This is a genomic window from Isoptericola halotolerans, assembly GCF_045689585.1.
Taxonomy (GTDB): domain Bacteria; phylum Actinomycetota; class Actinomycetes; order Actinomycetales; family Cellulomonadaceae; genus Isoptericola; species Isoptericola halotolerans_B.
This window is the reverse complement of record NZ_CP140108.1, coordinates 2,122,296-2,142,318: the sequence shown is the minus strand read 5'-3', so window position 1 is coordinate 2,142,318 and position 20,023 is coordinate 2,122,296. Positions and strand designations below refer to the sequence as shown.

General features: G+C 71.6%; 27 protein-coding genes and 1 tRNA gene. 18 read left to right on the top strand and 10 right to left on the bottom strand.

Features of this window, described 5'->3' with window-relative positions; translation table 11 throughout:
• Nucleotides 1-9 precede the first annotated feature (9 nt).
• The 4 genes from UQW22_RS09955 (at nt 10) to UQW22_RS09940 (ending at nt 1,398) form a co-directional block, all read left to right on the top strand.
• Entirely contained in the window at nt 10-219 is a 210-nt protein-coding gene (locus UQW22_RS09955; RefSeq protein ID WP_407316646.1) for a hypothetical protein, read from the top strand.
• A 68-nt stretch (nt 220-287) separates the two neighbouring features.
• Nucleotides 288-734, top strand: coding sequence for a hypothetical protein (locus UQW22_RS09950; protein WP_407316644.1), 447 nt, complete (start codon nt 288-290; stop codon nt 732-734).
• A complete protein-coding gene (locus tag UQW22_RS09945) occupies nt 731-1,063 on the top strand; it encodes a hypothetical protein (RefSeq protein ID WP_407316642.1) in 333 nt (110 codons plus the stop codon). The genes UQW22_RS09950 and UQW22_RS09945 overlap by 4 nt, the downstream gene beginning before the upstream one ends.
• 2 nt (nt 1,064-1,065) lie before the next feature.
• Nucleotides 1,066-1,398 (top strand): hypothetical protein, encoded by a 333-nt coding sequence (locus UQW22_RS09940; RefSeq protein ID WP_407316640.1) that lies wholly within the window; start codon nt 1,066-1,068, stop codon nt 1,396-1,398.
• Here the strand turns inward: UQW22_RS09940 and UQW22_RS09935 are convergent.
• Nucleotides 1,395-1,985 (bottom strand): hypothetical protein, encoded by a 591-nt coding sequence (locus tag UQW22_RS09935; protein WP_407316638.1) that lies wholly within the window; start codon nt 1,983-1,985, stop codon nt 1,395-1,397. The genes UQW22_RS09940 and UQW22_RS09935 overlap by 4 nt on opposite strands.
• A gap of 43 nt (nt 1,986-2,028) precedes the next feature.
• Between UQW22_RS09935 and UQW22_RS09930 the strand changes: the two genes are divergently transcribed.
• The 12 genes from UQW22_RS09930 to UQW22_RS09875 are packed head-to-tail and all read left to right on the top strand — an operon-like array spanning nt 2,029 to nt 12,029.
• Nucleotides 2,029-2,454: a minor capsid protein gene (locus UQW22_RS09930; protein ID WP_407316636.1), complete on the top strand. Its 426-nt coding sequence runs from the start codon at nt 2,029-2,031 to the stop codon at nt 2,452-2,454.
• A 3-nt stretch (nt 2,455-2,457) separates the two neighbouring features.
• A complete protein-coding gene (locus tag UQW22_RS09925) occupies nt 2,458-3,228 on the top strand; it encodes a phage tail tube protein (protein ID WP_407316634.1) in 771 nt (256 codons plus the stop codon).
• Nucleotides 3,228-3,671, top strand: a complete 444-nt coding sequence (locus UQW22_RS09920) for a hypothetical protein (protein WP_407316632.1) — start codon at nt 3,228-3,230, stop codon at nt 3,669-3,671. The genes UQW22_RS09925 and UQW22_RS09920 overlap by 1 nt, the downstream gene beginning before the upstream one ends.
• A gap of 5 nt (nt 3,672-3,676) precedes the next feature.
• On the top strand, nt 3,677-3,934 hold the full coding sequence (locus UQW22_RS09915; RefSeq protein WP_407316630.1) for a hypothetical protein: 258 nt from the start codon (nt 3,677-3,679) through the stop codon (nt 3,932-3,934).
• Nucleotides 3,934-5,985, top strand: a complete 2,052-nt coding sequence (locus UQW22_RS09910; protein ID WP_407316628.1) for a hypothetical protein — start codon at nt 3,934-3,936, stop codon at nt 5,983-5,985. Before UQW22_RS09915 ends, UQW22_RS09910 begins: the two co-directional genes overlap by 1 nt.
• Nucleotides 5,982-6,893: a phage distal tail protein gene (locus tag UQW22_RS09905; protein ID WP_407316626.1), complete on the top strand. Its 912-nt coding sequence runs from the start codon at nt 5,982-5,984 to the stop codon at nt 6,891-6,893. The genes UQW22_RS09910 and UQW22_RS09905 overlap by 4 nt, the downstream gene beginning before the upstream one ends.
• A 2-nt stretch (nt 6,894-6,895) precedes the next feature.
• Nucleotides 6,896-8,041, top strand: coding sequence for a hypothetical protein (locus UQW22_RS09900; RefSeq protein ID WP_407316624.1), 1,146 nt, complete (start codon nt 6,896-6,898; stop codon nt 8,039-8,041).
• Between the two features lies 1 nt (nt 8,042).
• A complete protein-coding gene (locus tag UQW22_RS09895) occupies nt 8,043-9,179 on the top strand; it encodes a hypothetical protein (RefSeq protein WP_407316622.1) in 1,137 nt (378 codons plus the stop codon).
• Nucleotides 9,176-10,156 carry a hypothetical protein gene (locus tag UQW22_RS09890; RefSeq protein ID WP_407316620.1) on the top strand — a complete coding sequence of 327 codons (981 nt, stop codon included), beginning with the start codon at nt 9,176-9,178 and terminating at the stop codon, nt 10,154-10,156. Before UQW22_RS09895 ends, UQW22_RS09890 begins: the two co-directional genes overlap by 4 nt.
• A gap of 10 nt (nt 10,157-10,166) precedes the next feature.
• Nucleotides 10,167-10,571, top strand: coding sequence for a hypothetical protein (locus UQW22_RS09885; protein ID WP_407316618.1), 405 nt, complete (start codon nt 10,167-10,169; stop codon nt 10,569-10,571).
• Nucleotides 10,572-10,620: 49 nt separating this feature from the next.
• Nucleotides 10,621-11,562 carry a peptidoglycan recognition family protein gene (locus tag UQW22_RS09880; protein WP_407316616.1) on the top strand — a complete coding sequence of 314 codons (942 nt, stop codon included), beginning with the start codon at nt 10,621-10,623 and terminating at the stop codon, nt 11,560-11,562.
• A complete protein-coding gene (locus UQW22_RS09875; RefSeq protein ID WP_407316614.1) occupies nt 11,559-12,029 on the top strand; it encodes a hypothetical protein in 471 nt (156 codons plus the stop codon). The genes UQW22_RS09880 and UQW22_RS09875 overlap by 4 nt, the downstream gene beginning before the upstream one ends.
• Before the next feature lie 220 nt (nt 12,030-12,249).
• Here the strand turns inward: UQW22_RS09875 and UQW22_RS09870 are convergent, their stop codons facing one another.
• Nucleotides 12,250-12,426 (bottom strand): hypothetical protein, encoded by a 177-nt coding sequence (locus UQW22_RS09870; protein ID WP_407316612.1) that lies wholly within the window; start codon nt 12,424-12,426, stop codon nt 12,250-12,252.
• 57 nt (nt 12,427-12,483) lie between these two features.
• Here UQW22_RS09870 and UQW22_RS09865 point away from each other — a divergent pair, with 57 nt between their 5' ends.
• Nucleotides 12,484-12,759 (top strand): hypothetical protein, encoded by a 276-nt coding sequence (locus UQW22_RS09865; protein WP_407316610.1) that lies wholly within the window; start codon nt 12,484-12,486, stop codon nt 12,757-12,759.
• Here UQW22_RS09865 and UQW22_RS09860 read toward each other — a convergent pair.
• Nucleotides 12,735-13,358, bottom strand: coding sequence for a hypothetical protein (locus UQW22_RS09860; protein ID WP_407316608.1), 624 nt, complete (start codon nt 13,356-13,358; stop codon nt 12,735-12,737). The two genes, UQW22_RS09865 and UQW22_RS09860, sit on opposite strands and share 25 nt — an antisense overlap.
• A gap of 180 nt (nt 13,359-13,538) precedes the next feature.
• On the opposite strand from UQW22_RS09860, the gene UQW22_RS09855 reads away from it, so the two are divergent.
• On the top strand, nt 13,539-13,862 hold the full coding sequence (locus UQW22_RS09855; RefSeq protein ID WP_407316606.1) for a hypothetical protein: 324 nt from the start codon (nt 13,539-13,541) through the stop codon (nt 13,860-13,862).
• A 154-nt stretch (nt 13,863-14,016) separates the two neighbouring features.
• On the opposite strand, the gene UQW22_RS09850 is transcribed toward UQW22_RS09855, so the two are convergent.
• From UQW22_RS09850 to UQW22_RS09820, 7 genes are all read right to left on the bottom strand, one after another.
• A tRNA-Leu gene (locus UQW22_RS09850) sits at nt 14,017-14,090 on the bottom strand.
• Between the two features lie 94 nt (nt 14,091-14,184).
• Nucleotides 14,185-15,636, bottom strand: coding sequence for an NAD(P)/FAD-dependent oxidoreductase (locus tag UQW22_RS09845; protein ID WP_407316604.1), 1,452 nt, complete (start codon nt 15,634-15,636; stop codon nt 14,185-14,187).
• 58 nt (nt 15,637-15,694) lie between these two features.
• Nucleotides 15,695-17,068: a hypothetical protein gene (locus tag UQW22_RS09840; protein WP_407316602.1), complete on the bottom strand. Its 1,374-nt coding sequence runs from the start codon at nt 17,066-17,068 to the stop codon at nt 15,695-15,697.
• A complete protein-coding gene (locus UQW22_RS09835) occupies nt 17,068-17,400 on the bottom strand; it encodes a PadR family transcriptional regulator (RefSeq protein WP_407316600.1) in 333 nt (110 codons plus the stop codon). Before UQW22_RS09835 ends, UQW22_RS09840 begins: the two co-directional genes overlap by 1 nt.
• A gap of 183 nt (nt 17,401-17,583) precedes the next feature.
• Nucleotides 17,584-18,534, bottom strand: a complete 951-nt coding sequence (locus UQW22_RS09830; protein WP_407316598.1) for an exopolyphosphatase — start codon at nt 18,532-18,534, stop codon at nt 17,584-17,586.
• A 49-nt stretch (nt 18,535-18,583) separates the two neighbouring features.
• Nucleotides 18,584-19,105, bottom strand: coding sequence for a DUF501 domain-containing protein (locus UQW22_RS09825; protein ID WP_407316596.1), 522 nt, complete (start codon nt 19,103-19,105; stop codon nt 18,584-18,586).
• Between the two features lie 4 nt (nt 19,106-19,109).
• A complete protein-coding gene (locus UQW22_RS09820) occupies nt 19,110-19,790 on the bottom strand; it encodes an FtsB family cell division protein (RefSeq protein WP_407316594.1) in 681 nt (226 codons plus the stop codon).
• Nucleotides 19,791-20,023: the final 233 nt, after the last annotated feature.

Sequence of the window (20,023 nt, the reverse complement as noted above, 5' to 3'; positions counted from 1 at the left end):
GGAAGCACCATGAACGTGAAGTTCTACACGAACAAGAAGACCCGCGGCCTGCAGAAGGTCCGTGAGGGCTCGCGCCTGCACAAGCTGGTCGCGAAGTCGGAGTACTACTCCGAGGTCTCGAAGGCCAAGGCGGACGCGCAGCGCAAGGCGTCCACCAAGGCCGACGAGAAGCCGGGCGCGACGGGCGGCACGTCGGACACCAAGGCCGACGAGAAGTGAGCCACCGGGGCCGGGCGATGCCCCCTACTCGCCCGGCCCTGGTGCACCACCTGACGAAGGAGGCCACCGTGGCAGAAGGTCTGGCAACGACGGACGACGTCGCGGTGGCGCTCGAGCGCGAGCTCACGGCGACGGAGGACGCGAAGGCTGACGCCCAGCTCATCCCCCGCGCGTCGGACCAGGTGATCGGCTACCTGGGTTGCGACCCGTCCGACCCCGGCCCGATCCCGGCGACGGTTACCGCCGTCGTCGCGGAGATGGTGGCCCGCTCGCTGCAGCAGGCGTCGTCGTCGGCCGGCGGCCGAACGCCCGTCGGCGCCGAGCAGATGACGCGCAGCATGGGCCCGTTCTCCGAGACCTACGGCTTCGGGTCGTCCGGCGCGTCGTCGGGCGGCACGTGGCTCACGGCGTCCGACAAGGCGGCGCTCAAGCCGTACCGCTGCAACGGCGGCATGCAGGTCGTGGACCTGGCATCGAACCAGACGGGCCTCTACCGCACGCGGGTCGGCCGATGAACGTCAACCCGCTCCCCGACTACTTCACGCCACACGAGGCGGTGGTGCGCGCCTACGAGGGCACGGACGGCTATGGCCGGCCGGTCTACGCGGACGCCGTCACCGTGCCGTGCTTCGTGGTCGACGAGCGGCGCCTGGTGCGCGACGACACGGGCGCCGAGGTCGTCAGCTCCACGCAGGTGCACTGCGGCTTCGACATCGTCGCGCCGCCAGCGTCCCTGGTCACGGTGTGGCCGGGCCTGGCGCCGGAGCGCGAGGCGGCCGTCATCTCGGCCGAGCACGGCGCGCATGAGACCCTGCCCGCGTTCCAGACGCTCAACCTGGAGTAGCCATGACCGACCAGTGGGCCGACGTGCACGCGATGATCCAGGATGCCGCCGACGCCGCGTTGCGGGTGGAGGCAGAGATCGCGCTCGACCGCACGCGAGACCTGGCGCCGAAGGACTCCCGCGAGCTGGTCGAATCGCTCACGGTCGAGGGCGACGGCACCACGCTGTCCCTCACCACGGACGCCGAGCACGCGGTCTACCAGCACGAGGCGCTCGACCTGCAGCACCCGAACGGCGGGCAGGCCAAGTTCATGGAGGCCGCCGTGCTCGGGCGCACGAACTACGACCAGCTCGGCCGAGCTGCGGCGCGGGCCGCGGCGGCGAAGTTCGGCTAGTTCGCGAGCGTGTAGTACTGGTCGATCATCCAGTGGGTGTCCTCGCGGTCGGGGCCCATGGCCGCCTCGCACTGCTGGCGGGCAGCATCCTTCCGCGTGGCGATCCCTTCGTCGACCATGTAGCCGATACAGCTCTCGACGGCGACGGGGTACATTTCCTCGTAGGGCGGCTCCTCGGCCTCGACCTCAGGCTCGGCCTCCTTGCCCTCGGCCTCCTCGACCCCCTCAGGCTCCGAGGTGTCGTCAGGCTCCGACTCGACGCCGTCGTACCCGTACTCGTCCCAGAAGGCCTCGTAGGCCTGGGCTGACTCCTCGACCTCGTCGAGGTACTCGGGGCACACGACCCGGGCCGACTCCACGGCGCCCTGCGAATCGCGGGCCACCTTGCCCTCGATCTCGACGCTCAGGATGCCGTCCTGGTCCGCCCTGTCGAAGCTGCCGCACACGGAGACGGGGTCGAACGGGCCGAAGTCGCCGACCGGCTCCGGCTCGGGCGTCGGAGCGGCGCCGCCAGCACCACTCCCCGAGCACGCCGCGCTCAGCGCGAGGACGGCGGCAGCGACGACGGCGACTGTTCTGGAGCGCATCCCACGACTCTACCGACGAACGACGACGGGCAGGGGGTGAGTCGTGCGCGACGACGAGATCGTGAACGCGCTGATCGACGTCCTGGCGGCGCGCACCGGATGGGAGCGCACCGGCCCGGGAACGGTCCCGAGCGGCAACGCCCCGGCACTGTTCTACGGCGCGATCCCGCCCGAGCCCGACGAGGCCGTCGGCGTGACGCTCTACGCCGCCGACGACCAGCTGATCCTCGACGGCGAGCAGTACGGCTACGCGGTGCGCCGCGTGCAGGTCCGGTTCCGCGGACCCGAGTTCGACCCGGCGGGCGCCGACGCGCTCGCGTCCCAGGCGTTCCGCGCCCTCCAAGGACTGTCCCGTGTCGCGGGACTCAACCACGCCGAGCGGTTCCAGGTGGCGCCGCTCGGGGTGGACGGCAACCGGCGTGCCGAGCGCGCCGACTCCTACATCGTCATCCCAGACACGGAGGCATGACCCATGGTCCCCTACGACCCGACCCTTCCGGCCGGCTCCTCGCTCGGCAAGAGCTACGAGTACGGCGTCGACCTCGACCTCGGCACGTCCGGCAGCCCGCTGTGGCAGGCGATCCGGCGCATCTTCAACGTGCAGCCGACCATGACGCCGATCACGCAGGACGCGCAGACCTACGATGACAAGGGCTCGCCCAACGCGGACGTGTCCGCGTGGTCGTGGGTGCTGTCGCTCTCGGTGTACGTGAACCGGGCGAACGGCGTGCTGCCCGCTGAGCTGCTCGCGCTGCAGGAGCGGTACGGCGACGCGATCGCGGAGGCCGCGAAGATCGGCGCGCGCTGGTACCACAAGCCTGCGGACGGCACGACGCCGGACCCGCGCGAGGCGTTCCAGGGTGTCGGCACGGTCGCGATCGTGCGCGGCAACATCGACCCGACCGGCGCCAACGAGCGGTGGGATGTCACGATCACGGGCACCGGCCCGGCCGAGCGCATCGAGAACCCGTTCGACCGGTGGGCGGACGACGACGACGTGCCGACGATCACTTCGGCGACGCCGTCCGGGGGCGCCGCGGGCGACCTGGCGACGATCAACGGCTCCGGCTTCGGCGGCACCACGGACGTCACGATCGACGCCACGCCGGTGGACGCCTTCACGGTGATCTCGTCGTCCACCATCGTGGCCACGATCCCGGCCGGCATCACGGCGGGCAACGTGCCCATCGTCGTGACGAACGCCAACGGCGCGTCCGACCCGTACGTCTACGTGGCGGGCTGATGGACCTCTCGGGACTCACCGAGCATCTGGCCGCCGTCGAGGACGAGGCTGCGCTGCTGCTGCCGATCGGGGACCGCACCTACCGGGTGCGGCCCCCGTCGGTGGCGGTCGGTGCGCGCTGCGCCGCCCTCATGGCGGCCCAGCGGATGGACGACGACACTGAGCGCGCCGAGGCTGTCGTGGAGGCGCTGGGGGACACGCCGTTCCCCGTCCTGGCGCTCGGCGCTCAGGTCGTCGAGGAGATGCAGTCCGACGGCGTGCCAGGCGTCGTCGTCAACGAGTGTGCCCGCGTCGCTCTGCTGGCGTGGACCTCGGGGCCGGCCGCCGCGCAGCGGTACCTCGACCGGAGCAAGGGTGATGCGTCGGGGGAAGCGAAGGCGCCCCACCCGCGCCGGAAGAGTGGGGCGAAGCGTGGGTCGGGGTCGGGGTCCAAGACCCGGTGACGGGCATGTACGAGGACTACCGCCCTGTGCCGTCGAGGGTCGCCCAGTTGCCGGGACGCGAGCAGGCCTCTGGCCGTCGGGTCAGCTGGCCCGACCTGCTGCCGCACTGGCGGCTGATCGTCTCCGACCTGGCGCACCTGTACGGCGTAGATCTCACGGACCCGGCGGTGTGGCTGCGGCCATGGCCGCCGGTCCGCTCCCTCATCCTCGGCCTGCCCGGTGAGAAGTCGTCGCGGCTGCGTCACGCACTCGGAGGTGACTGATGGCTTCGACCTTCCGCGTGGCCACCCTGGAGACCGCCTTCACGGCGGACACGTCCGGGATCGACGCCGCGGTCAAGTCCGTTCGCGGCGAGACCGACGCGCTCGACGGGCAGGTGTCCGAGGCGCAGATCGTCGCCGACGCGACCGAGGCGCTGCGGGACATCGCAGACCTGCAGTCCGAGCTCGACGACGTCGACCGGTCGCGGACCGAGGCCGAGGTTCAGGCCGACGTCGACGACGCGCTGCGAGAGTCCGAGCGACTCCAGGATCAGCTGCGCGAGATCGACGGCGAGGACGTCGACATCGACATCGAGATCGAGGCCGACAAGGTCCGCCGCCAGCTCGGCGACGCCTCCGACGGGCTCGGCGAGTTCCGCGACGAGTCGAACCAGATCGCCAAGGAGTCGGCCACCTCGTTCACCGGCGAGTGGGAGGACGTCACCGACGTCTTCCGTGACCTCGCCGCGAACGCGTTCTCCGGCTTCGGGCCGGCGGGCGTGGCCGCGGGCGTCGCGATCGCTGCCGGCCTCGGGGTCGCGATCGCCGCTGCGCAGGATCTCGCGGACGAGAACACCGAGGCGAAGGAGTCCGCCGGCGACATCGCGACCGGGTACGTCGACGGGCTCGACGACGCCAGCGAGCGGTTCCGCGACTGGGCCACTGAGGTCCAGGAGGACAAGGCCTGGACCTTCTGGCAGGACGAGGCGACCACGAACATCCAGCAGGTCTCCCAGGACCTCCAGGCTCTCGGCGAGGACGGCGCTGACGCGATCGGCGCCATCGCCTCGGGGTCGCTGCCCGACATGCAGGACTCGCTGCTCGACGTGAACCGGGAGCTCGACGGCCTCACGGCGAAGCTGCGCGCGTCGAGCGAGGTGGCCGAGTCCGGCGGCCTCGGGGGCGGCGCCGCCCAGCTGCTCGAGATGGCGGACGCCACGGAGCGCGCCACGGGTCAGCTCGGCGAGTTCACCGAGGCGGACAATGAGCGGCGCAGGTCGCTCGAGCGTGCCAAGGAGGTCCTCGAAGCCCAGATCGGCACGCAGGAGGACGCCGAGGAGATCGCCGTCGCGCTCATCGTTGCTCAGGAGGGCCTGAACGATGAGGAGGCGGAGTACGAGCTCCGGCTCCGCCGCGCCAACGGCGAGATCGAGACCCGTAACGACCTGAACCAGTCGCAGCTTGAGGCCGGACTCGACCTCGCGGACGGTCTCGCGGACCTCACCGACAAGGAAGACGACTGGAAGGCGACCCTCGACGACGGGACGCGGGCCGGCCGGGACAACATCCGCGAGATCGTGAACCTGACGGACGACATCTCGGCGCTCGGGGACTCGACGCTGGAGCAGACAGGTTCGCAGGAGAAGGCGAACGAGGCTGTTCGGAAGGGCCGCCGGGATCTGCTCGACCAGGCGGAGGCCGCCGGCCACGACCGCGGCGAGGTTCGCAAGCTGATCGACGAGATCCTCGACATTCCTGACAAGGCCGAGACCGACGTCACGGCCGATACTCGCGACGCGAAGCGCGAGAGCCGCGAGGCTCGCAGGTACATCAACGACCTGCACGCCGAGATCGACGTCGCGGCCGACACGGGTAGCGCCTACGCCCAGGCCAACGCGGTGCAGCGCTACATCAGCGGCCTGAACGCGACGATGGACGTCTACTCGCGTCCTGTGGCCGGCCCCAACTCGGTCGGGGGCGGGCCGACGTTCGCCGACGGCGGCTTCTACGAGGACCACACGGCGCAGATCGCTGCGCCGGGCGAGTGGCGCGTGTGGGCCGAGCCCGAGACGGGCGGAGAGGCGTACATCCCGCTCAGCCCGGCCAAGCGCGGCCGGTCGATGGACATCCTGGCCGAGGTCGCGGACCGGTTCGGGGCCGTGCTGACGACGCGGGCGAACGGTGCGGTGGACGCACCGACGCAGGCGCAGATGTCGGGTCAGGCCTACTCCGGCCCGGCGTCGATGAGCGTCACGGTGCACGCGACCAGCAACGACCCCGAGGCGATCGCACGCGCAGTCGCCGACGAGTGGGAATGGGAGTACCGCCGATGAGCGTTGACGCGCTGCTGTCCCCGCCGCCTGCCGCAACGGAGGCATGGCAGGGCACCCTGGACGGGCTCGCCGTGGGGCCGGGCACGCCGTATGGGTGGCGGCTGCGCAACGGGTTCAAGAGCCTGCCGCCGGTCCGCGTCCAGGACGAGGCGCGCCCGTGGGCCCATGGCACATGGGACGCCCCGGATTGGGCCGACGGACGCACGTTCACCCTGTCGTGGAAGGTGCGCGCGACCGACAGCATGTCCTACGGCGCGGCGCTCGATGCGCTGGAGCGGGTCATGGTGCCGGGCCGCGTCGTCACTCTGTGGGTGCGGCTGCCTCGCCAGGGCCTGCTGCGCTGGCATGTCAAGGTGCGCCGGTTCGAGATCCCGGTCGACGCCGTGTTCGACGTGGACCTGGTGACCGACGCGGCCTGCCAGCTGTACGCGGCCGACCCTGTCGGGTACGGACCCGGCCAGTCGGCCAGCACGGGGTTCGGCGACTCGTCCGGGTCCGGGCTGCAGTTCGACCTGTTCACCGACGGCGAGGACATGGTCACCGGGTTCCTCGAGTTCGGGCAGCCGGCATCGTCCGGGCGCCTGAGCCTGAGCAACCCGGGCACCGCGGAGACGTGGCCGGTGTACGAGGTGTCGGGGCCGACGGCGAACGAGGGCTTCGAGATCGTCGACGTGCCCACCGGGCGGCGGATCCGCTTCGAGGGGTACGTGCCCTTCGGGTCCACGCTCACGATCGACACGGGCGACGGCTCGGTGCTGCTCGACGACGTCGCCGACCGGTCCGGCCTGCTCACGCTGCGCGAGTGGTCCCCGATCCCTGCCGGTGGCTCCACCGAGGTGCAGTTCCTGACGCTGGGGTCGCCGACCCCGGCGACACTGCGGGCCGTGTACGCCCCGGGCTGGTGGTGACCATGGCGCAGCGCGTGCACATCATCTGCGGGGAGTTCCTGACCGGCCGCATCCTGGCCGACGTCCCCACCACCGAGCGCGGCGCCCGCTGGTCCACCATCCTCAACGGCAACGGACTGGTGCAGGCCACCATCCCGCTGCGCTCCCTGCCCGAGGCGACCCGGCAGGCGCTGCTCGGGTACGTCGAGCCGTGGCGCTGCTACCTGGCCGCGGTCACCGAGAACGGGCGCGTCCTCGAAGCGGGTCCCGTCGTATCGCACGGGTACGACGACGCCACCGGGCACCTGACCGTCGGCGCCGGCGGCCTGTGGTCCTGGCTCGACCGCCGCAAAGCCATCGGCACCGGCGGGGTCGCCGCGCCGCAGGCCGGGACTGTGTCGTGGTCGGGGTCGCTGGGCACCATCGCCCGCTACCTCGTGCAGACGGCCATGTCGCACGAGCGGTCCAGCGTGCCCATCGTGTTCCCCTCGTGGGAGTCCGGGCCGCACCAGCGCACCTACTACGGGTACGAGCTCGGCCAGGTCGGCGAGCGGCTGCGCCAGCTCATCGAGGTGCAGGGCGGGCCCGACATCGCGTTCCAGCCGCAGTACACCGACGACGGTCTCGGCATCGACTGGGTGATGCGCACCGGCACCGGTGCGGACCCGCTGCTGCACCAGAGCGGCGACGACTGGCGGTGGGACCGCGGCGCCGCACGCGGGCAGCTGCGCCTGCTCGGCGTGGACCGTGACGCCTCCGACGTGGCGCAGCGAGCCTGGAACGTCGGCGACGGCATGGAAGAGGCCGTGCCGATGGGGTACGCCGAGACCGACGCCGACCCCGTGTCCGGCGTGACGTGGGAGGCGGCCGGGATGCCGCTGCTCGAGCGGTCCGAGTCGTCGAACGCGACCGAGCAGGACCAGCTGGACGACTACGCGGACGCGCTCGTGTCCGGGTCGGTGCGGCCGTGGCAGACGTGGACGCTAGAGACGGGCACCTCTCAGCCCGAGCTGGGCCGCTACCGGCCCGGCGACTGGGCGTCGGTGTCGATCCCTCCGGGGCACATCTACCTGCGTCAGGGCGTCTACCGCACCCGCATCCTCGAGATCTCCGGCACGAACGGCACGAAGGTGTCGTTGCGGCTGGCCCCCACGATGGAAGGACGCTGACGTGACCGACGCCGACGGGTGGAAGGGCCGCCGTGCGGAGCCTGCGGGCGCTGGCGCCGCGGTCATGGGGTACATCCGTGACCTGTACCGGCGCGTCGAGGCGCTCAACTCGGGTGCCCCGCTGTCGAACGCGTCGATCTCGCGTGGCGGTCTGCAGATCAAGGACGGCGGCGACGTCACCATACACGACGGCGGGCAGCTCGTCGTCGACTCCGGGTTCGGGCCCCTCATCCGGTTCGACAACGGGTCCATGTGGATGAAGAACAGCGCGGCGGACGACGAGGGCCGCGTCGTGGCCGGGGAGTCCGACGGCGGCGGCCCTGCCATCTGGCTCCTGCCACCGTTCACCGCAGCGCGAACCTCGGAAGTCGAGAACGCGGTCATCGTGGGCGGCCGCACGCCGACGGACCCCGGTTCGGTCTGGATCGGCACCCAGGGCCAGCTACACGCCACGACCGAGACCAACGCGTTCGTGACCGCACAAGCTGAGATGCAGGTCAGCGCGGGCGACAACATGTTCGTGACCGCCGGCAGCGACGTGGTCCTTCGAGGCGACACCGGGCTGAGCCTGCGGGCGACTACAGGCAGCGTGGCGCTAGCCGCGGAAGACGGGTCGCTGAGCCTGCTGCAGGACTCGGATGATCAGTGGCTACTGGGGAGGTCGTCGGGCACTCCCCACCAGACCTACGCCTACTCCGGCAGCGGGTCGGACGACCTGTGGCTCGTGGCGCCGGGCACCGTGCGCGTCTCGAACAACTTCACGGTCAACGGCACGAAGAACTTCCGCATCCCGCACCCGACGAAGCCGGGCCTGGACCTGATGCACGGGTCGACGGAGTCCCCGGTCTCGGGCGTCGAGTACTGGGGCGAGAGCACCATCGGCCCCGACGGCGAGGTAAGCGTCGACCTGCCCGACTACTTCGAGGCGCTCGTCAAGCCCGAGGGTCGCGCCGTGTTCGTGACGCCCATCGGCGCCCCGACCCCGCTCGGCGCCTCCCGCGTCACCGCCGGCACCTTCACCGTCTACGGCCAGGCGGGCACCGAGTTCTCGTGGCTCGTCAAGGGCGCCCGCGTCGACGCAAACTTCCCGCTCGAGCCCGTCACCGACAACCCGAACCCCCAGGAGAGCACCTCATGACCGAGTACCGCGGCCTGTTCGTCCGGCCTGACGCGTCCCAGGGCACGACCCCGGTCGAGGCCCGCAAGTCCCTCGCGGGGATGTTCTCCCAGCTCGCCGACGGTAGCCCGCGTGCGGGTCTGCTGGCCCCGGCGCAGGTGACCGGCACTGGCGGGTGGGCGTACAGCGTGCCGGCGTTCGCGGTGGTGCTGTCGCGCGGCTCGTCCGACGGCGTCGTGCTGACGGGCAACGACGGCACGATCAGCGTCCCGACGGACCCGGCCCCGGCATCGGGCTCGCGCGTCGACGTGGTCTACGTGCTGCACCGCGACGTCGACAACGGCGACCCGGACTCCGGGGTCGAGGTCGGGGTCGCGATCGGTGACGTGTCGGGCACGCCGTCGGCTCCGTCGATCCCGACGGGCGCCCTCGCGCTGGCCGGTGCGATCGTGTCGGCCTCCGACCTGTCGACGTTCGACTCGCAGATCGAGCAGACGTCGACGTACACCAGCGTCGCGGGCGGCGACCTGCACGTGCCGTTCGCGCTCGCGGAGTTCTCGACGCGCATCCCGGACCCGGTCGACGGGATGCGGGTCTGGTCGGACGCCGACGGCATCCTCTACGTCCGAGTCGGGGGAGCGTGGGAGACTGCCCACCAGGCCGAGGACCCGTGGCACGACCTTGCGCCGCTGTACGAGAACGGCTGGGGCGGCACCGGCCGCTACCGTCGCGACTCGGCCGGGAACTTGCACGTCCAGGCCAGGCTCACCACCGTTGGTACGTCCTCGACCGGCGCCAATCCGGCCTTCACTCTGCCCGAGGGGTACCGGCACGACCTGGGGACCTTCATGCGCCTCCCCCTCGGGACTAACTCGCTCTCCAGCAACGCATCGGGGTACTTCTACCCCGCCTCGGGGTCCGGCACCCCCGGCGTCGTAGCGATCTCGCACAACGATCCTGGCTACGTGGTCATCAACGAAGTTATCTCGCTGCTCTGAGGCCCGCCGCATGACACCGCCACCCGAGCACCGCTCCGAGATCATGCGCCGCTCCGACGACCCGGCAGTCCTCGCCGTCGAGATCATGCGCACCGACGTCGGGGGCCGCTTCGACCGCCTCGACCGGCGGCTCGACACGATGGTCACCCGAGACACGCACGACGCCACCGTGCAGCGCCTCGACGCCGCCGACGCCCAACTTCGCCGCGACCTCGCCGACCACGAAGCCGAGGCGCAACGTCGCTTCGACCTTGTCGAGAAGTCAGTGGCCGCCGGAGACAAGGCGATCCTGACCAAGATCGCCGAGGAACACGCCGAGCAGGTCAAGACCCGCCGCTGGGTGATCGGCTCCTTCATCGCGTTCGGCGGCTTCGCTGTCTCCGCGACAGCCCTGCTGCTCAACCTCCTCACCTGACTCCCATCCCACCCGCAGTCCGTCGGCGCCCGCCGTCGGGCCTGTTCGCATGCCCAGGAGGCACCTCGTGATCAACATCCTGCCCCGCTCCGAGTGGACCAGCACCGACCCCGGCTGGTGGCGCACGCCGCCCTACGTCGACCCCATCGGCATCGCCTGCCACTGGCCCGCCTCGGGCAAGATCGGCACCGCGAAGTCCGCCGTCGCTGCGGCGCTGCGCAGCTGGCGCAACTACCACGTCGACACCCGCGGCTGGCCCGACATCGGCTACAACTACGCCGTCGACCAGGCAGGCCGAGCCTGGGAGCTCGCCGGCAAGCGAACCGCCGCGCACTGCGCCTCGGCCGCGAACCCCGACGCCAACGCCGACTGGTTCGGCGTGCTCTTCGTCCTCGGTATGGACGAGACGCTCAGCGAGGCGGCGATCGCCACGTTCGTCGAGCTGCGCGCCGAGATCGCCCCCGGCAAGCGGGTCGAGGGCCACCAGGACGTGCCCGGCGCGTCGACCGCGTGCCCGGGCCCGTCGGTCATGGGCGCGATCCGCGACGGTCGCCTCACGGGCATCCCAGGGTCGACGAAGAACGTGCAGGTCGACGGCAAGCTCGGCGAGAGCTCCATCGAGTGGACCCAGCGTCGCCTCAAGGAGGCCGGCCGCTACGACGGCGCGATCGACGGTCGGATCGACCACCAGAACCCGCACTGGAAGGACGACAACTCCGCTTTCACCACGGGCTGGGACTGGGACCCGGACTACCGCGACCACGACGGCTCCGCGACGATCCACGCCCTGTGGGCCGTCATCACCGACAAGGGCATCGACGCCGGCGCCGACGACGGCCTCGTCGGACCGAAGTTCAACACCGGCTGGCAGACCTACCTCACCGACCACGCGAAGTACGACGAGCGCATCGACGGTGAGTTCTGGTACGGCGGCACGGCCGCGAAGTCCCACCAGAAGGTCCTCAACTCGAAGCGAGGCTTCATCCGATGACGACACCGAAGACCACCCAGTCCGCCCACCCGTGGCGTGCCACCGTACGCACGATCCTCGCGGTCGTCGCCGGGCTGGCGACGCTCGTGCCCGCGGTGCTCGACGCGATCAGCGACGGCGACCCGGCGAACCTCGGTCCGTGGACCGCCGTCGCGCTGGCGGTGTCCGGCGCCGTGACCCGGGTCCTGGCACTGCCCGCCGTCGAGGCGTTCCTCGAGCGGTTCCTGCCGTGGCTCGCGGCCGGCGGCCAGGGCTACGCTCCCGTCTCGGCCGACGGCGTCGCGGACATCACGAACCTGGACGTGTCCGCCCCGGCCGGCTACGAGGTGCCGGAGGTGTCCGACGCGAAGACCGAGGTCGTCGACATCCTCCACCAGCTCGACGGCGAGGACCGACTCACGATCGGCGATCGCCAGGTCGAGCGGCTCATCGAGATGGGCTGGCGGCCGACGGGGCGCACGCCGTGACCACCTGCCCGCCCTGCGACCTCGACGGCCCGTGCACCGCGCGCTCGTGCGAGCTCAAGCCGCACCAGTGCGAGTGCGGCAGGCCGTTCGGCTCACGAGCCGCTGCGGACGCCTGCTCGCGTGAGTGCGACGGCCAGCGAGACCCGCACGTCGACTGACCTCTCCGCACCACGAGACTGCCCCCTCTCGCCTCACGGCGGGAGGGGGCGCTTCGTCGTGCTCACGGACCGCGCTCGATCATCCGCTCCCATGCTGCCTTCGCTGCGTCGAGACGCCTGTAAATTTCTGTCAGGCGGTCATCGTCGAGGAGGGCGCCCCTCTCCACCTCTTCGATGTAGTCGTCCCGCGCCTCAGCGGCCGCGACGAACTCCTGAGTCACGCTTCGGTCGAGTGCCATGCCTTCACCGTCCTCCCGCCTGCCCACCGTGTCACCCGCAGCGCGCACACTTCACCCATGCGCCCGCCGATCCCCGACCACCACCACCTGATCGCGCACCAGGTGGCCCGGCCGCCCCAGCACGAGCCCTACGACGATCCGCGGCCGGCGCGCTGCACGGCGCGGACCTACGACGGTGACGTTGTGACGCTCGACGGCGTGGTCACGGCGCGCGCACGAGGGATGCTCGCCTTCCGGGCCGACTACCCAGGGTGGGGCGAGTGGACAGCGTGGGTCGAGCAGGGGTGCTGCGAGGCACTGTCGGCTGGCTACCGAGACAGCTCGCCGACCTGACGCACCAGGGCCCGACCTAGCTTGTAGAACTGCAGGGCTTCGCCGTGCAGGTTCTGGGGGTTGGGCCCGTCCGACGGCATCGGCCACAGCCCGGACCGAATCGTGAGGGCTTCGAACTGGTCCTCGTACCGGGGTGCAGACGGGTCATCGCTCGAGTACTCAAGCTTCACGATGTGCTGCGGCCCCATTCCAGCCTCGGACGTGCCGTCTGTGAATGCGCCTTCGAGTCGCCACATCACCCGCAGGCTTGCGCCCGGAGGGAGGCTCCGCGGGGTCGTGAGCAAGTCCCGAATCTGCTCGCCCACATCGTCGAGGTCACTCGGCCAGGTAACGACGTCCCCGACGAGGTTCCTCGCTGTCGAGCGGCCCGTGTTGGTGATCCGCAGGTCGTAACACTGATGCCCAGCGAGGCCGGGGATGATTTCGGCATGCACGTACGGACGCGTCCGCGCGATCGAGTCCCGCTGTGCCTGTCGGTTCGATTCCTGGGCTGTCCTGAGCGTGGCCATCGCGGCGCGGTATGCGAAGAGTGCCGCCACAGCCAGAACGCTCGTCGCAACGGCGGTGGCGACCGAGGCCCATGTCATGAGTTCATCCATGCATCTAGGGAGCGCCCCGGGGGTGAGTTCGTGACGCCCAGGCATCCCCGAACATTGCAACACATCACCCCGATCCGTCAGCAAAGGTTGCGACGCGCACCCCCTGAGACGTCGGAGCGATATCCCCAGCCCTGTGGACGCCGGGCGCTCTCTCGGACCGCCGTCGGGCACCCTGGGCCGATGGACCCGCTCACCGTGCTCGCCCTCGCGCAGCTCGACGAGGAGTACCGCGCCGTCGTCGGCCGGCTGCCCGAGCGGCCCGGCCGGGACCCGGAGCTGGCGGCTGCGGTGCGGCGGCAGATCGAGGCGGATGACTCAAGCGCGGGCCCGCTTCGCGCCGAAGTGAGCCCACACGATCAGCGCGACACCGGCCAGCGCCCAAAAGGCCGGCTGGAGGACCATGTAGAGCGGCCAGCCCCTGGTCACTGCGCCACCGATGGCTGCGCCTCCGAACACGAACAGCAGGATGCCCCCGAAGACCCGCGCAACGATGCGTGCCCATAGGTTCGTCATCCCTCGACGGTAGGCCTGGAACGCGCCCTGCGCCCTGGGTCTAGTGGGTGAATCCGGGGCGCGGGCGGGCAATCTCGGGCGGTCGTGTGTACACAGCGCGTGTACGCGGGCGTCCCGACCGAGTGTCTGCGCAGGTCACGCCGCGTGCCCCCGCCCGGGTTCGAACCGGGACTGGACCGGGTTTAAGCCGGCTGCCTCTGCCAGTTGGGCTACGGGGGCGCCGACGACGCGAACGGGCGGCCACGTTCGGCACTTCCGGCCTCGTTCGGCAGTTCAAGGTACCGAACGTGACGCGAAGTGCCGAACGGGGCCGTCAGCCCTTCTCGGCCCTCGCCGCGGAGGACTCCGCCTTCTGCTCGACCTTCTCGTCCTTCGGCTTCGGCGGCACCGAGGCCTTGCGGAACTCGTCGCGCGGGTCGTGCAGCGAACCCAGGGAGACGATCTCGCGGCCCATGAGGAACTGGCCGATCCACCCGATGAGGATGCGCAGCTTGCGGTTGCCGGTCGGCATCGCCATCACGTGGTAGCCGCGGTGGGCGAGCCACGCGAGGGGACCCTTGAGCTTGAGGAAGCCGAAGAGCTCGGCGACGCCCTTGTAGAGGCCGAGCGACGCCACGACGCCGACGCTCTTGTGCTTGTACTCCACGAGCTCGGCGCCCTTGAGCTGCGCGATGATGTTGTCGGCGAGCTGGGTGGCCTCACGGATCGCGTGCTGGGCGTTCGGCGGGCAGAAGGCGCCCGGGTTCAGCAGGTCCGGGACCGCGGCGCAGTCGCCGGCGGCCCAGGCGTCGGGGACGACCTCGCCGTTCTCGTCCTCGACCTGCAGCGTGGCCCGCACGGTGACGCGCCCCATCTTGTCGGCCGGGAGGTCCGAGCTCTCCTTGATGACCGGGTTCGCCTTGACGCCGGCGGTCCACACGATCGTCTCGGTGTCGAACTCGACGCCCGTCGACGTGACCACGTGGCCGTCCTCGCACGAGCTCAGGAACGTGTTGAGGTGGAACTCGATGCCCCGCTTCTTCATCTCCTCGAGCGCCCACTCGCCCATCGGCTCGGAGACCTCGGGCAGGATGCGACCGGTGCCCTCGATCATCACGAAGCGCAGGTCCTCGGCCTCGATCGTCGGGTAGTTGCGCGTCGCGTAGCGCGCCATGTCCTCGATCTCCGCGAGCGCCTCGATGCCGGCGAAGCCGCCCCCGACGAACGTGAAGGTCAGCATCTTCTGGCGCAGGTCCGCGTCCCACGTCGACGACGCCACGTCCATGCGGTTCAGCACGTGGTTGCGGACCGCGATGGCCTCTTCGACGTTCTTGAAACCGATCGCGTTCTCCGCGAGCCCCGGGATGGGCAGCGTGCGCGAGACCGAGCCGAGGCCGATCACGAGCTGGTCGTAGGAGACCTCGTAGTCCGGGCCCTCCTCCGGGCGGATGGTGATCTTCTTGTCGCCGTGCGCGATGTGCGACACCTTGCCCTGCAGCACGTCGATGCCCTTGAGCGCGATGCGGTGCGGGGCGACGACGTCGCGCGCGTCGATCGAGCCGGCGCCGGCCTCGGGCAGGAACGGCGCGTACGTCATGTACGGCCGGGGATCGACGACGACGATCGCCGCCTCGCGCTTCCCGAGCTTCTTGCGCAACCGGCGCGCCACGTAGAGCCCGACGGATCCACCGCCGAGCACGACGATGCGCGGGACCTTGCGCGGACGCGGTGTGGGCGCGGGTGCGTCCTGGGCAGGGGTGTCCGTCGACAGAACGTTCTGAGGCATGGCTCCCAGTCTACGACCGACAGCGGACCGCTCGCGCGCGGGTCCGCTGTACCGTCCGTCACCGCTGCGGACTGGCGTCCAGCACGGTGGTCGCGCCGCCGTTCGTGGTCGGTTCCGGGGAGGGGAACCGAGCGTCCTCGGTGTCCGACGGCGGAGCGTGCGTCGCGCCGTCGTCCGCCGGTCCGGCGGGGTCGCCGGAGGGCGCGGGCGCCGGCGACCCCTCACCGTCCGCGGCCGCAGGCTCGTCCGGCGCACCGCCGTCGGGCTCGATCTCCACCGGCGCCTTGAGGAAGGGCCAGGGCATCGTCTCGGGCTGTGCGCCCACGGCGGGCTGCGGCGGTCCGGCGGTCGGCCACTCCATGTCGCTCTCTCGCGAGGCACGCAGCGGGTAGGTGTTCCAGCGCTCGCGCCCGTCCGCGGCGACGGCGGGCTGGAAGTACCAGGGCCCCTCCGTCTGCGGCACTTCCCAGGACTCGTAGGTCACCTCCTCGGAGACCGTGCGCACCGGCCGGCCGCGGTCGTCGTAGAGCTGGACGTCCTTGATCGGGTCACCGTCCGCGTCGAACGCGAACAGGTTGGACACCTGCATGCCGTCCACCCACACTCCGTCGTCCCCCGGGACCCCGCCGTAGGCGACCGCCTGCGCGACGTCCTCGCCGTCGGCCCGTCCCGCCTGGTAGCCGGCGGCGAAGCCACCGTCGTCGAGCGCGCCGTACAGGATCTGCGTCTTGGTCTCGCCGAGCGCGGCCGGCAGCAGCAGCATCGCCAGCGCGCTCGTCGCACCCACCACCGGCAGCCGCCAGCTGGTCGGCAGCCACCGGCCGCGCCCCCACTGGAAGCTGACGAGCGCACCCACCGCCAGCACCACGAGCTGGGTCCGGTCCGTCGGCACGAGGCCGACCGGTCCGCTCGTCGGGAGCACCCCGACGTAGTCCTGACCGAACCATGCGATCACCAGCATCGCGACCAGCCAGCCGCGCGCGACCCACCACACCGGCCGCAGGTCGCGGGCGACGCCTCGCACCATGGCCCACGGCCGTGTCGAGACGACGGGTTCGAGCAGTGCGGTCCACTGGTCGCGCCGGCCGGCCCACCACCGCGCAGCGGCGGCCAGCGCTCCGACCCCGTGCCGCCGCGGAGGGCCTGCAGGCGGCAGCCCGGCGGCGCTGCGCAGCTCGGACGCGTACGCCTCGGCGGGTCCGAAGTACGCGGCGAGGTCGAGCACCACGTCGTCGCCGTGGTCGGCGTGCGCGACCGGCACGGCGTCGGCCACGGCCTCGGCGAGGTCCGCCTCGAGGCCGCCGGTGAGGTCCTCGGTGACCTCGGGTCCGAGGTCCGCGAGGTGCAGCCGGACCGCCTCGGCGTAACCGCGGACGTGAGCGGCGAGCATCGCGCCGGGGGCGGCGGTCGTGGTGGTTCCGTCGGTGGTCATCACGCGGCCTCGTTCCTGGTCCCGAGCAGCCCGCCGACGGTGCCGGCGAACTCCTGCCATTCCTTGCGGTGGATCGCGAGCACCTGCCGCCCGTGGGCGGTGATGCCGTAGTACTTGCGGTGCGGTCCCGACCCGGACGGCACGACATAGCTGGTCAGCGCGCCGTCGGCGTAGAGCCTGCGCAGCGTGCCGTAGACGGAGGCGTCGCCGACGCCCTCCAGCCCCCGGCCGCGCAGACGGCGTACGACGTCGTAGCCGTAGCCGTCCTCGGTCTCGACCACGGCGAGCACCGCCGCGTCGAGCACTCCCTTGAGCAGCTGTGTGGTGTCCACGGTGCCTCCGATCCGGTCCTGTGCGGACGACAGTACCGCGCATTGCGCGCTACTAGTACCGAGCGACACACCCACCCGGTGCTGCGGGTATGAGATCTCCCGGTCTGCACGCCGAGAGTCGGGAGATCTCATACCCACAGCGCGGAGCGAGGTGGCGCGGTGGCACAGGTGGTGGGTCGTCGGTCAGGCGAGGGAGAGGGCGATGCCGTCGAGGATGTCGCTCTCGGACGTCACGACGTGCGTCAGCTCGCCGCCGGCGGCCGCGACCTCGTCGCGCACCCGGCGCACCACCCGGGACCACACCAGTGCCCCGGCGCCGATGACGTCCGCCCGGCCCGGGTGCATGAAGCCCAGCGCGAGCCGCTCCTCGCGGGTCCGGCGCAGCAGGTCGTCGCACGCCGCGAGCACGTCCGCCACGCTCAGCACCGCGCCGTTGATCGTCTCGCGGCGGTAGGCGGTGAGCCCCAGGGCGTGCGCCGTCACCGACGTCACCGAACCCGCCAGGCCGACGAGGGTCGCGGTGCGCCCGAGCGGGACGACGGCGGCCGCCGAGTCCAGCGCCGCGTCGACGTCCGCGCCCGCGCCCGCGACCTCTGCCGCCGTCGGCGGATCGGAGTGCAGGTGGCGCTCGGTGAGCCGAACCGACCCGACATCCATCGACACCGCGGCGTCCGGCGTCGACGTGCCCAGCACGAGCTCCGTCGAGCCGCCGCCGAGGTCCACCACCAGGTAAGGACCGGGATGCTCGCTCGCCGACCCGCTCGTGGCGCCTCGGAAGGACAGCAGAGCCTCCTCCTCGCCCGAGACGACCTCCGGGTCCACGCCCAGCGCGGCACGGACCCCGTGGACGAAGTCCCCCCGGTTCCGGGCGTCCCGGGTGGCGGACGTCGCGACGAACCGCACGCGGGTGGCCCCGAGCTCGGCCGCGACCTTGGCATAGTCGCGCGACGCGGCCAGGGTGCGCTCCAGGGCCTCGGGGGCCAGCTCGCCGGTGCGGTCGACACCCTGCCCCAGGCGCACGATCTCCATACGCCGGTCCAGCTCGGTGAGGGTGCCGTCGCCGGAGACGTCGGCGACCAGGAGACGGATCGAGTTGGTGCCGCAGTCCACGGCGGCGACACGGGTGCTGCTCATCACGGACGCACCCTCTCATCCCGGGCCGACACGCGCCCGTCCGGTGCGCTCAGCACGAGCACCGGTCCGGTCGCCACTGGTCGCGGAAGCGCTCCAGCGCCTCGTCGCCCAGGGGGTTGACACCCGGCCCGGCCGCCAGGGCGTGGCCGACCAGCACGTGGAGGCACTTGACGCGGGTCGGCATGCCGCCCGCGGAGATCCCGTCGATCTCCTCGACGTGCCCCAGCTCGGCTCGCCGGGCCAGGTAGTGCTCGTGCGCGCTCCGGTAGGCCGTGGCGAGGTCGTCGTCCTCGGTCAGCCGCTGCGACATCTCGCGCATGACCCCGTCGGCCTCGAGCCGCGACGCCGCCGCGACGGCCCCCGGGTGCGTGAGGTAGTAGGTCGTGGGGAACGGGGTGCCGTCGGGCAGGCGTGGAGCGGTCCGCACCACCAGCGGCCGTCCGCACACGCAGCGGGCCGCGATGCCCACCACGCCGCGCGGCACCCGGCCGAGCTGCTCGGCCAGCACCTCGAGGTCATGGTCGGTCACGGCCGCGGGATCGTCGGCAGGAGCCTCGTGCTGAGATGTCACGGGGTCATTCTCCCCCGTCGGCGCCGCCCGGTCCCCCGTCGGTGCCGTCGCTCTCGTCACCTTCGACGCTCTCGCCGTGCATGTGGGTCGCGGCGTCGTCGCTCACCTGCACCGACTCCCACAGGGCCTGGTACCAGGGCGCGCCCGCCGGGCCGGCGGGCGAGACGGGCTCCGTCGCCGCCTCGTCCTTGGCCGGTGCGTCGCCGTCGGTCACCTCGTCGCCGTCGATCACCCGCCACACCGTGTCCCCCGGCATGACGTAGTTCAGCCGCGTCCGCGCCTGCTCCACCACGTACGAACGGTCCTCCCAACGACCCAGCTCGTTCTCCAGCTCGGTGCGCTCCGCCTCGTAGGCGGTGAGCTCTGCCTGCAGGCGGTCGATCTCGGCGCGCTGCTGCACGGCGCCACGCACGGTGGGCAGCAGCAGCACGAAGGCCAGGAGGACCACCACGGACAGCACCAGCAACCGGACGGTGAGCACCTCGGGCAGCACGAGCCCCAGCCGGCTGCGGCGCCGGTCGTCCCGGGACGGGCCCGCGGGCCGCCGCGCGCTGCCCCGCTTCGTCGACGTCGTCCTGCTCGCGCCGGTCGCTCGCGAGCGCGCCGTCGGCGCCGGTCGGGACGGCGTCCGCGCGCCCGGGCGGGAGGTGGGGCGGCGCGGCGTGGTCGGTCGACGGGAGGGCACGTCACGATTGTGCCGAATCGGCCGCCCGTGCCGCCGCACCCTCCCCGGCGCGCCATCCCTCGGCCGCCGCTCCCCTCGCCGCTCCACCCGTTTTGCCGATGTCGGTAGTTCGTGTCGAGGTCGGCAGTGCGCACTGCCGACCTCGACACGAACTACCGACATCGGCAAAACGCTCGGAAGGGGGCCAGGCACGACGACGGCCGGCCACCTCGGTGAGAAGTGACCGGCCGTCG

Bases quoted from the DNA above. Each gene is read 5' to 3' on its own strand.
- UQW22_RS09955 (WP_407316646.1), top strand. From the start codon at position 10: ATGAACGTGAAGTTCTACACGAACAAGAAGACCCGCGGCCTGCAGAAG.
- UQW22_RS09945 (WP_407316642.1), top strand. From the start codon at position 731: ATGAACGTCAACCCGCTCCCCGACTACTTCACGCCACACGAGGCGGTG.
- UQW22_RS09940 (WP_407316640.1), top strand. From the start codon at position 1,066: ATGACCGACCAGTGGGCCGACGTGCACGCGATGATCCAGGATGCCGCC.
- UQW22_RS09935 (WP_407316638.1), bottom strand. From the start codon at position 1,985: ATGCGCTCCAGAACAGTCGCCGTCGTCGCTGCCGCCGTCCTCGCGCTG.
- UQW22_RS09925 (WP_407316634.1), top strand. From the start codon at position 2,458: ATGGTCCCCTACGACCCGACCCTTCCGGCCGGCTCCTCGCTCGGCAAG.
- UQW22_RS09920 (WP_407316632.1), top strand. From the start codon at position 3,228: ATGGACCTCTCGGGACTCACCGAGCATCTGGCCGCCGTCGAGGACGAG.
- UQW22_RS09915 (WP_407316630.1), top strand. From the start codon at position 3,677: ATGTACGAGGACTACCGCCCTGTGCCGTCGAGGGTCGCCCAGTTGCCG.
- UQW22_RS09910 (WP_407316628.1), top strand. From the start codon at position 3,934: ATGGCTTCGACCTTCCGCGTGGCCACCCTGGAGACCGCCTTCACGGCG.
- UQW22_RS09905 (WP_407316626.1), top strand. From the start codon at position 5,982: ATGAGCGTTGACGCGCTGCTGTCCCCGCCGCCTGCCGCAACGGAGGCA.
- UQW22_RS09900 (WP_407316624.1), top strand. From the start codon at position 6,896: ATGGCGCAGCGCGTGCACATCATCTGCGGGGAGTTCCTGACCGGCCGC.
- UQW22_RS09890 (WP_407316620.1), top strand. From the start codon at position 9,176: ATGACCGAGTACCGCGGCCTGTTCGTCCGGCCTGACGCGTCCCAGGGC.
- UQW22_RS09885 (WP_407316618.1), top strand. From the start codon at position 10,167: ATGACACCGCCACCCGAGCACCGCTCCGAGATCATGCGCCGCTCCGAC.
- UQW22_RS09880 (WP_407316616.1), top strand. From the start codon at position 10,621: ATGCCCAGGAGGCACCTCGTGATCAACATCCTGCCCCGCTCCGAGTGG.
- UQW22_RS09875 (WP_407316614.1), top strand. From the start codon at position 11,559: ATGACGACACCGAAGACCACCCAGTCCGCCCACCCGTGGCGTGCCACC.
- UQW22_RS09870 (WP_407316612.1), bottom strand. From the start codon at position 12,426: ATGGCACTCGACCGAAGCGTGACTCAGGAGTTCGTCGCGGCCGCTGAG.
- UQW22_RS09865 (WP_407316610.1), top strand. From the start codon at position 12,484: ATGCGCCCGCCGATCCCCGACCACCACCACCTGATCGCGCACCAGGTG.
- UQW22_RS09860 (WP_407316608.1), bottom strand. From the start codon at position 13,358: ATGGATGAACTCATGACATGGGCCTCGGTCGCCACCGCCGTTGCGACG.
- UQW22_RS09855 (WP_407316606.1), top strand. From the start codon at position 13,539: ATGGACCCGCTCACCGTGCTCGCCCTCGCGCAGCTCGACGAGGAGTAC.
- UQW22_RS09845 (WP_407316604.1), bottom strand. From the start codon at position 15,636: ATGCCTCAGAACGTTCTGTCGACGGACACCCCTGCCCAGGACGCACCC.
- UQW22_RS09840 (WP_407316602.1), bottom strand. From the start codon at position 17,068: ATGACCACCGACGGAACCACCACGACCGCCGCCCCCGGCGCGATGCTC.
- UQW22_RS09830 (WP_407316598.1), bottom strand. From the start codon at position 18,534: ATGAGCAGCACCCGTGTCGCCGCCGTGGACTGCGGCACCAACTCGATC.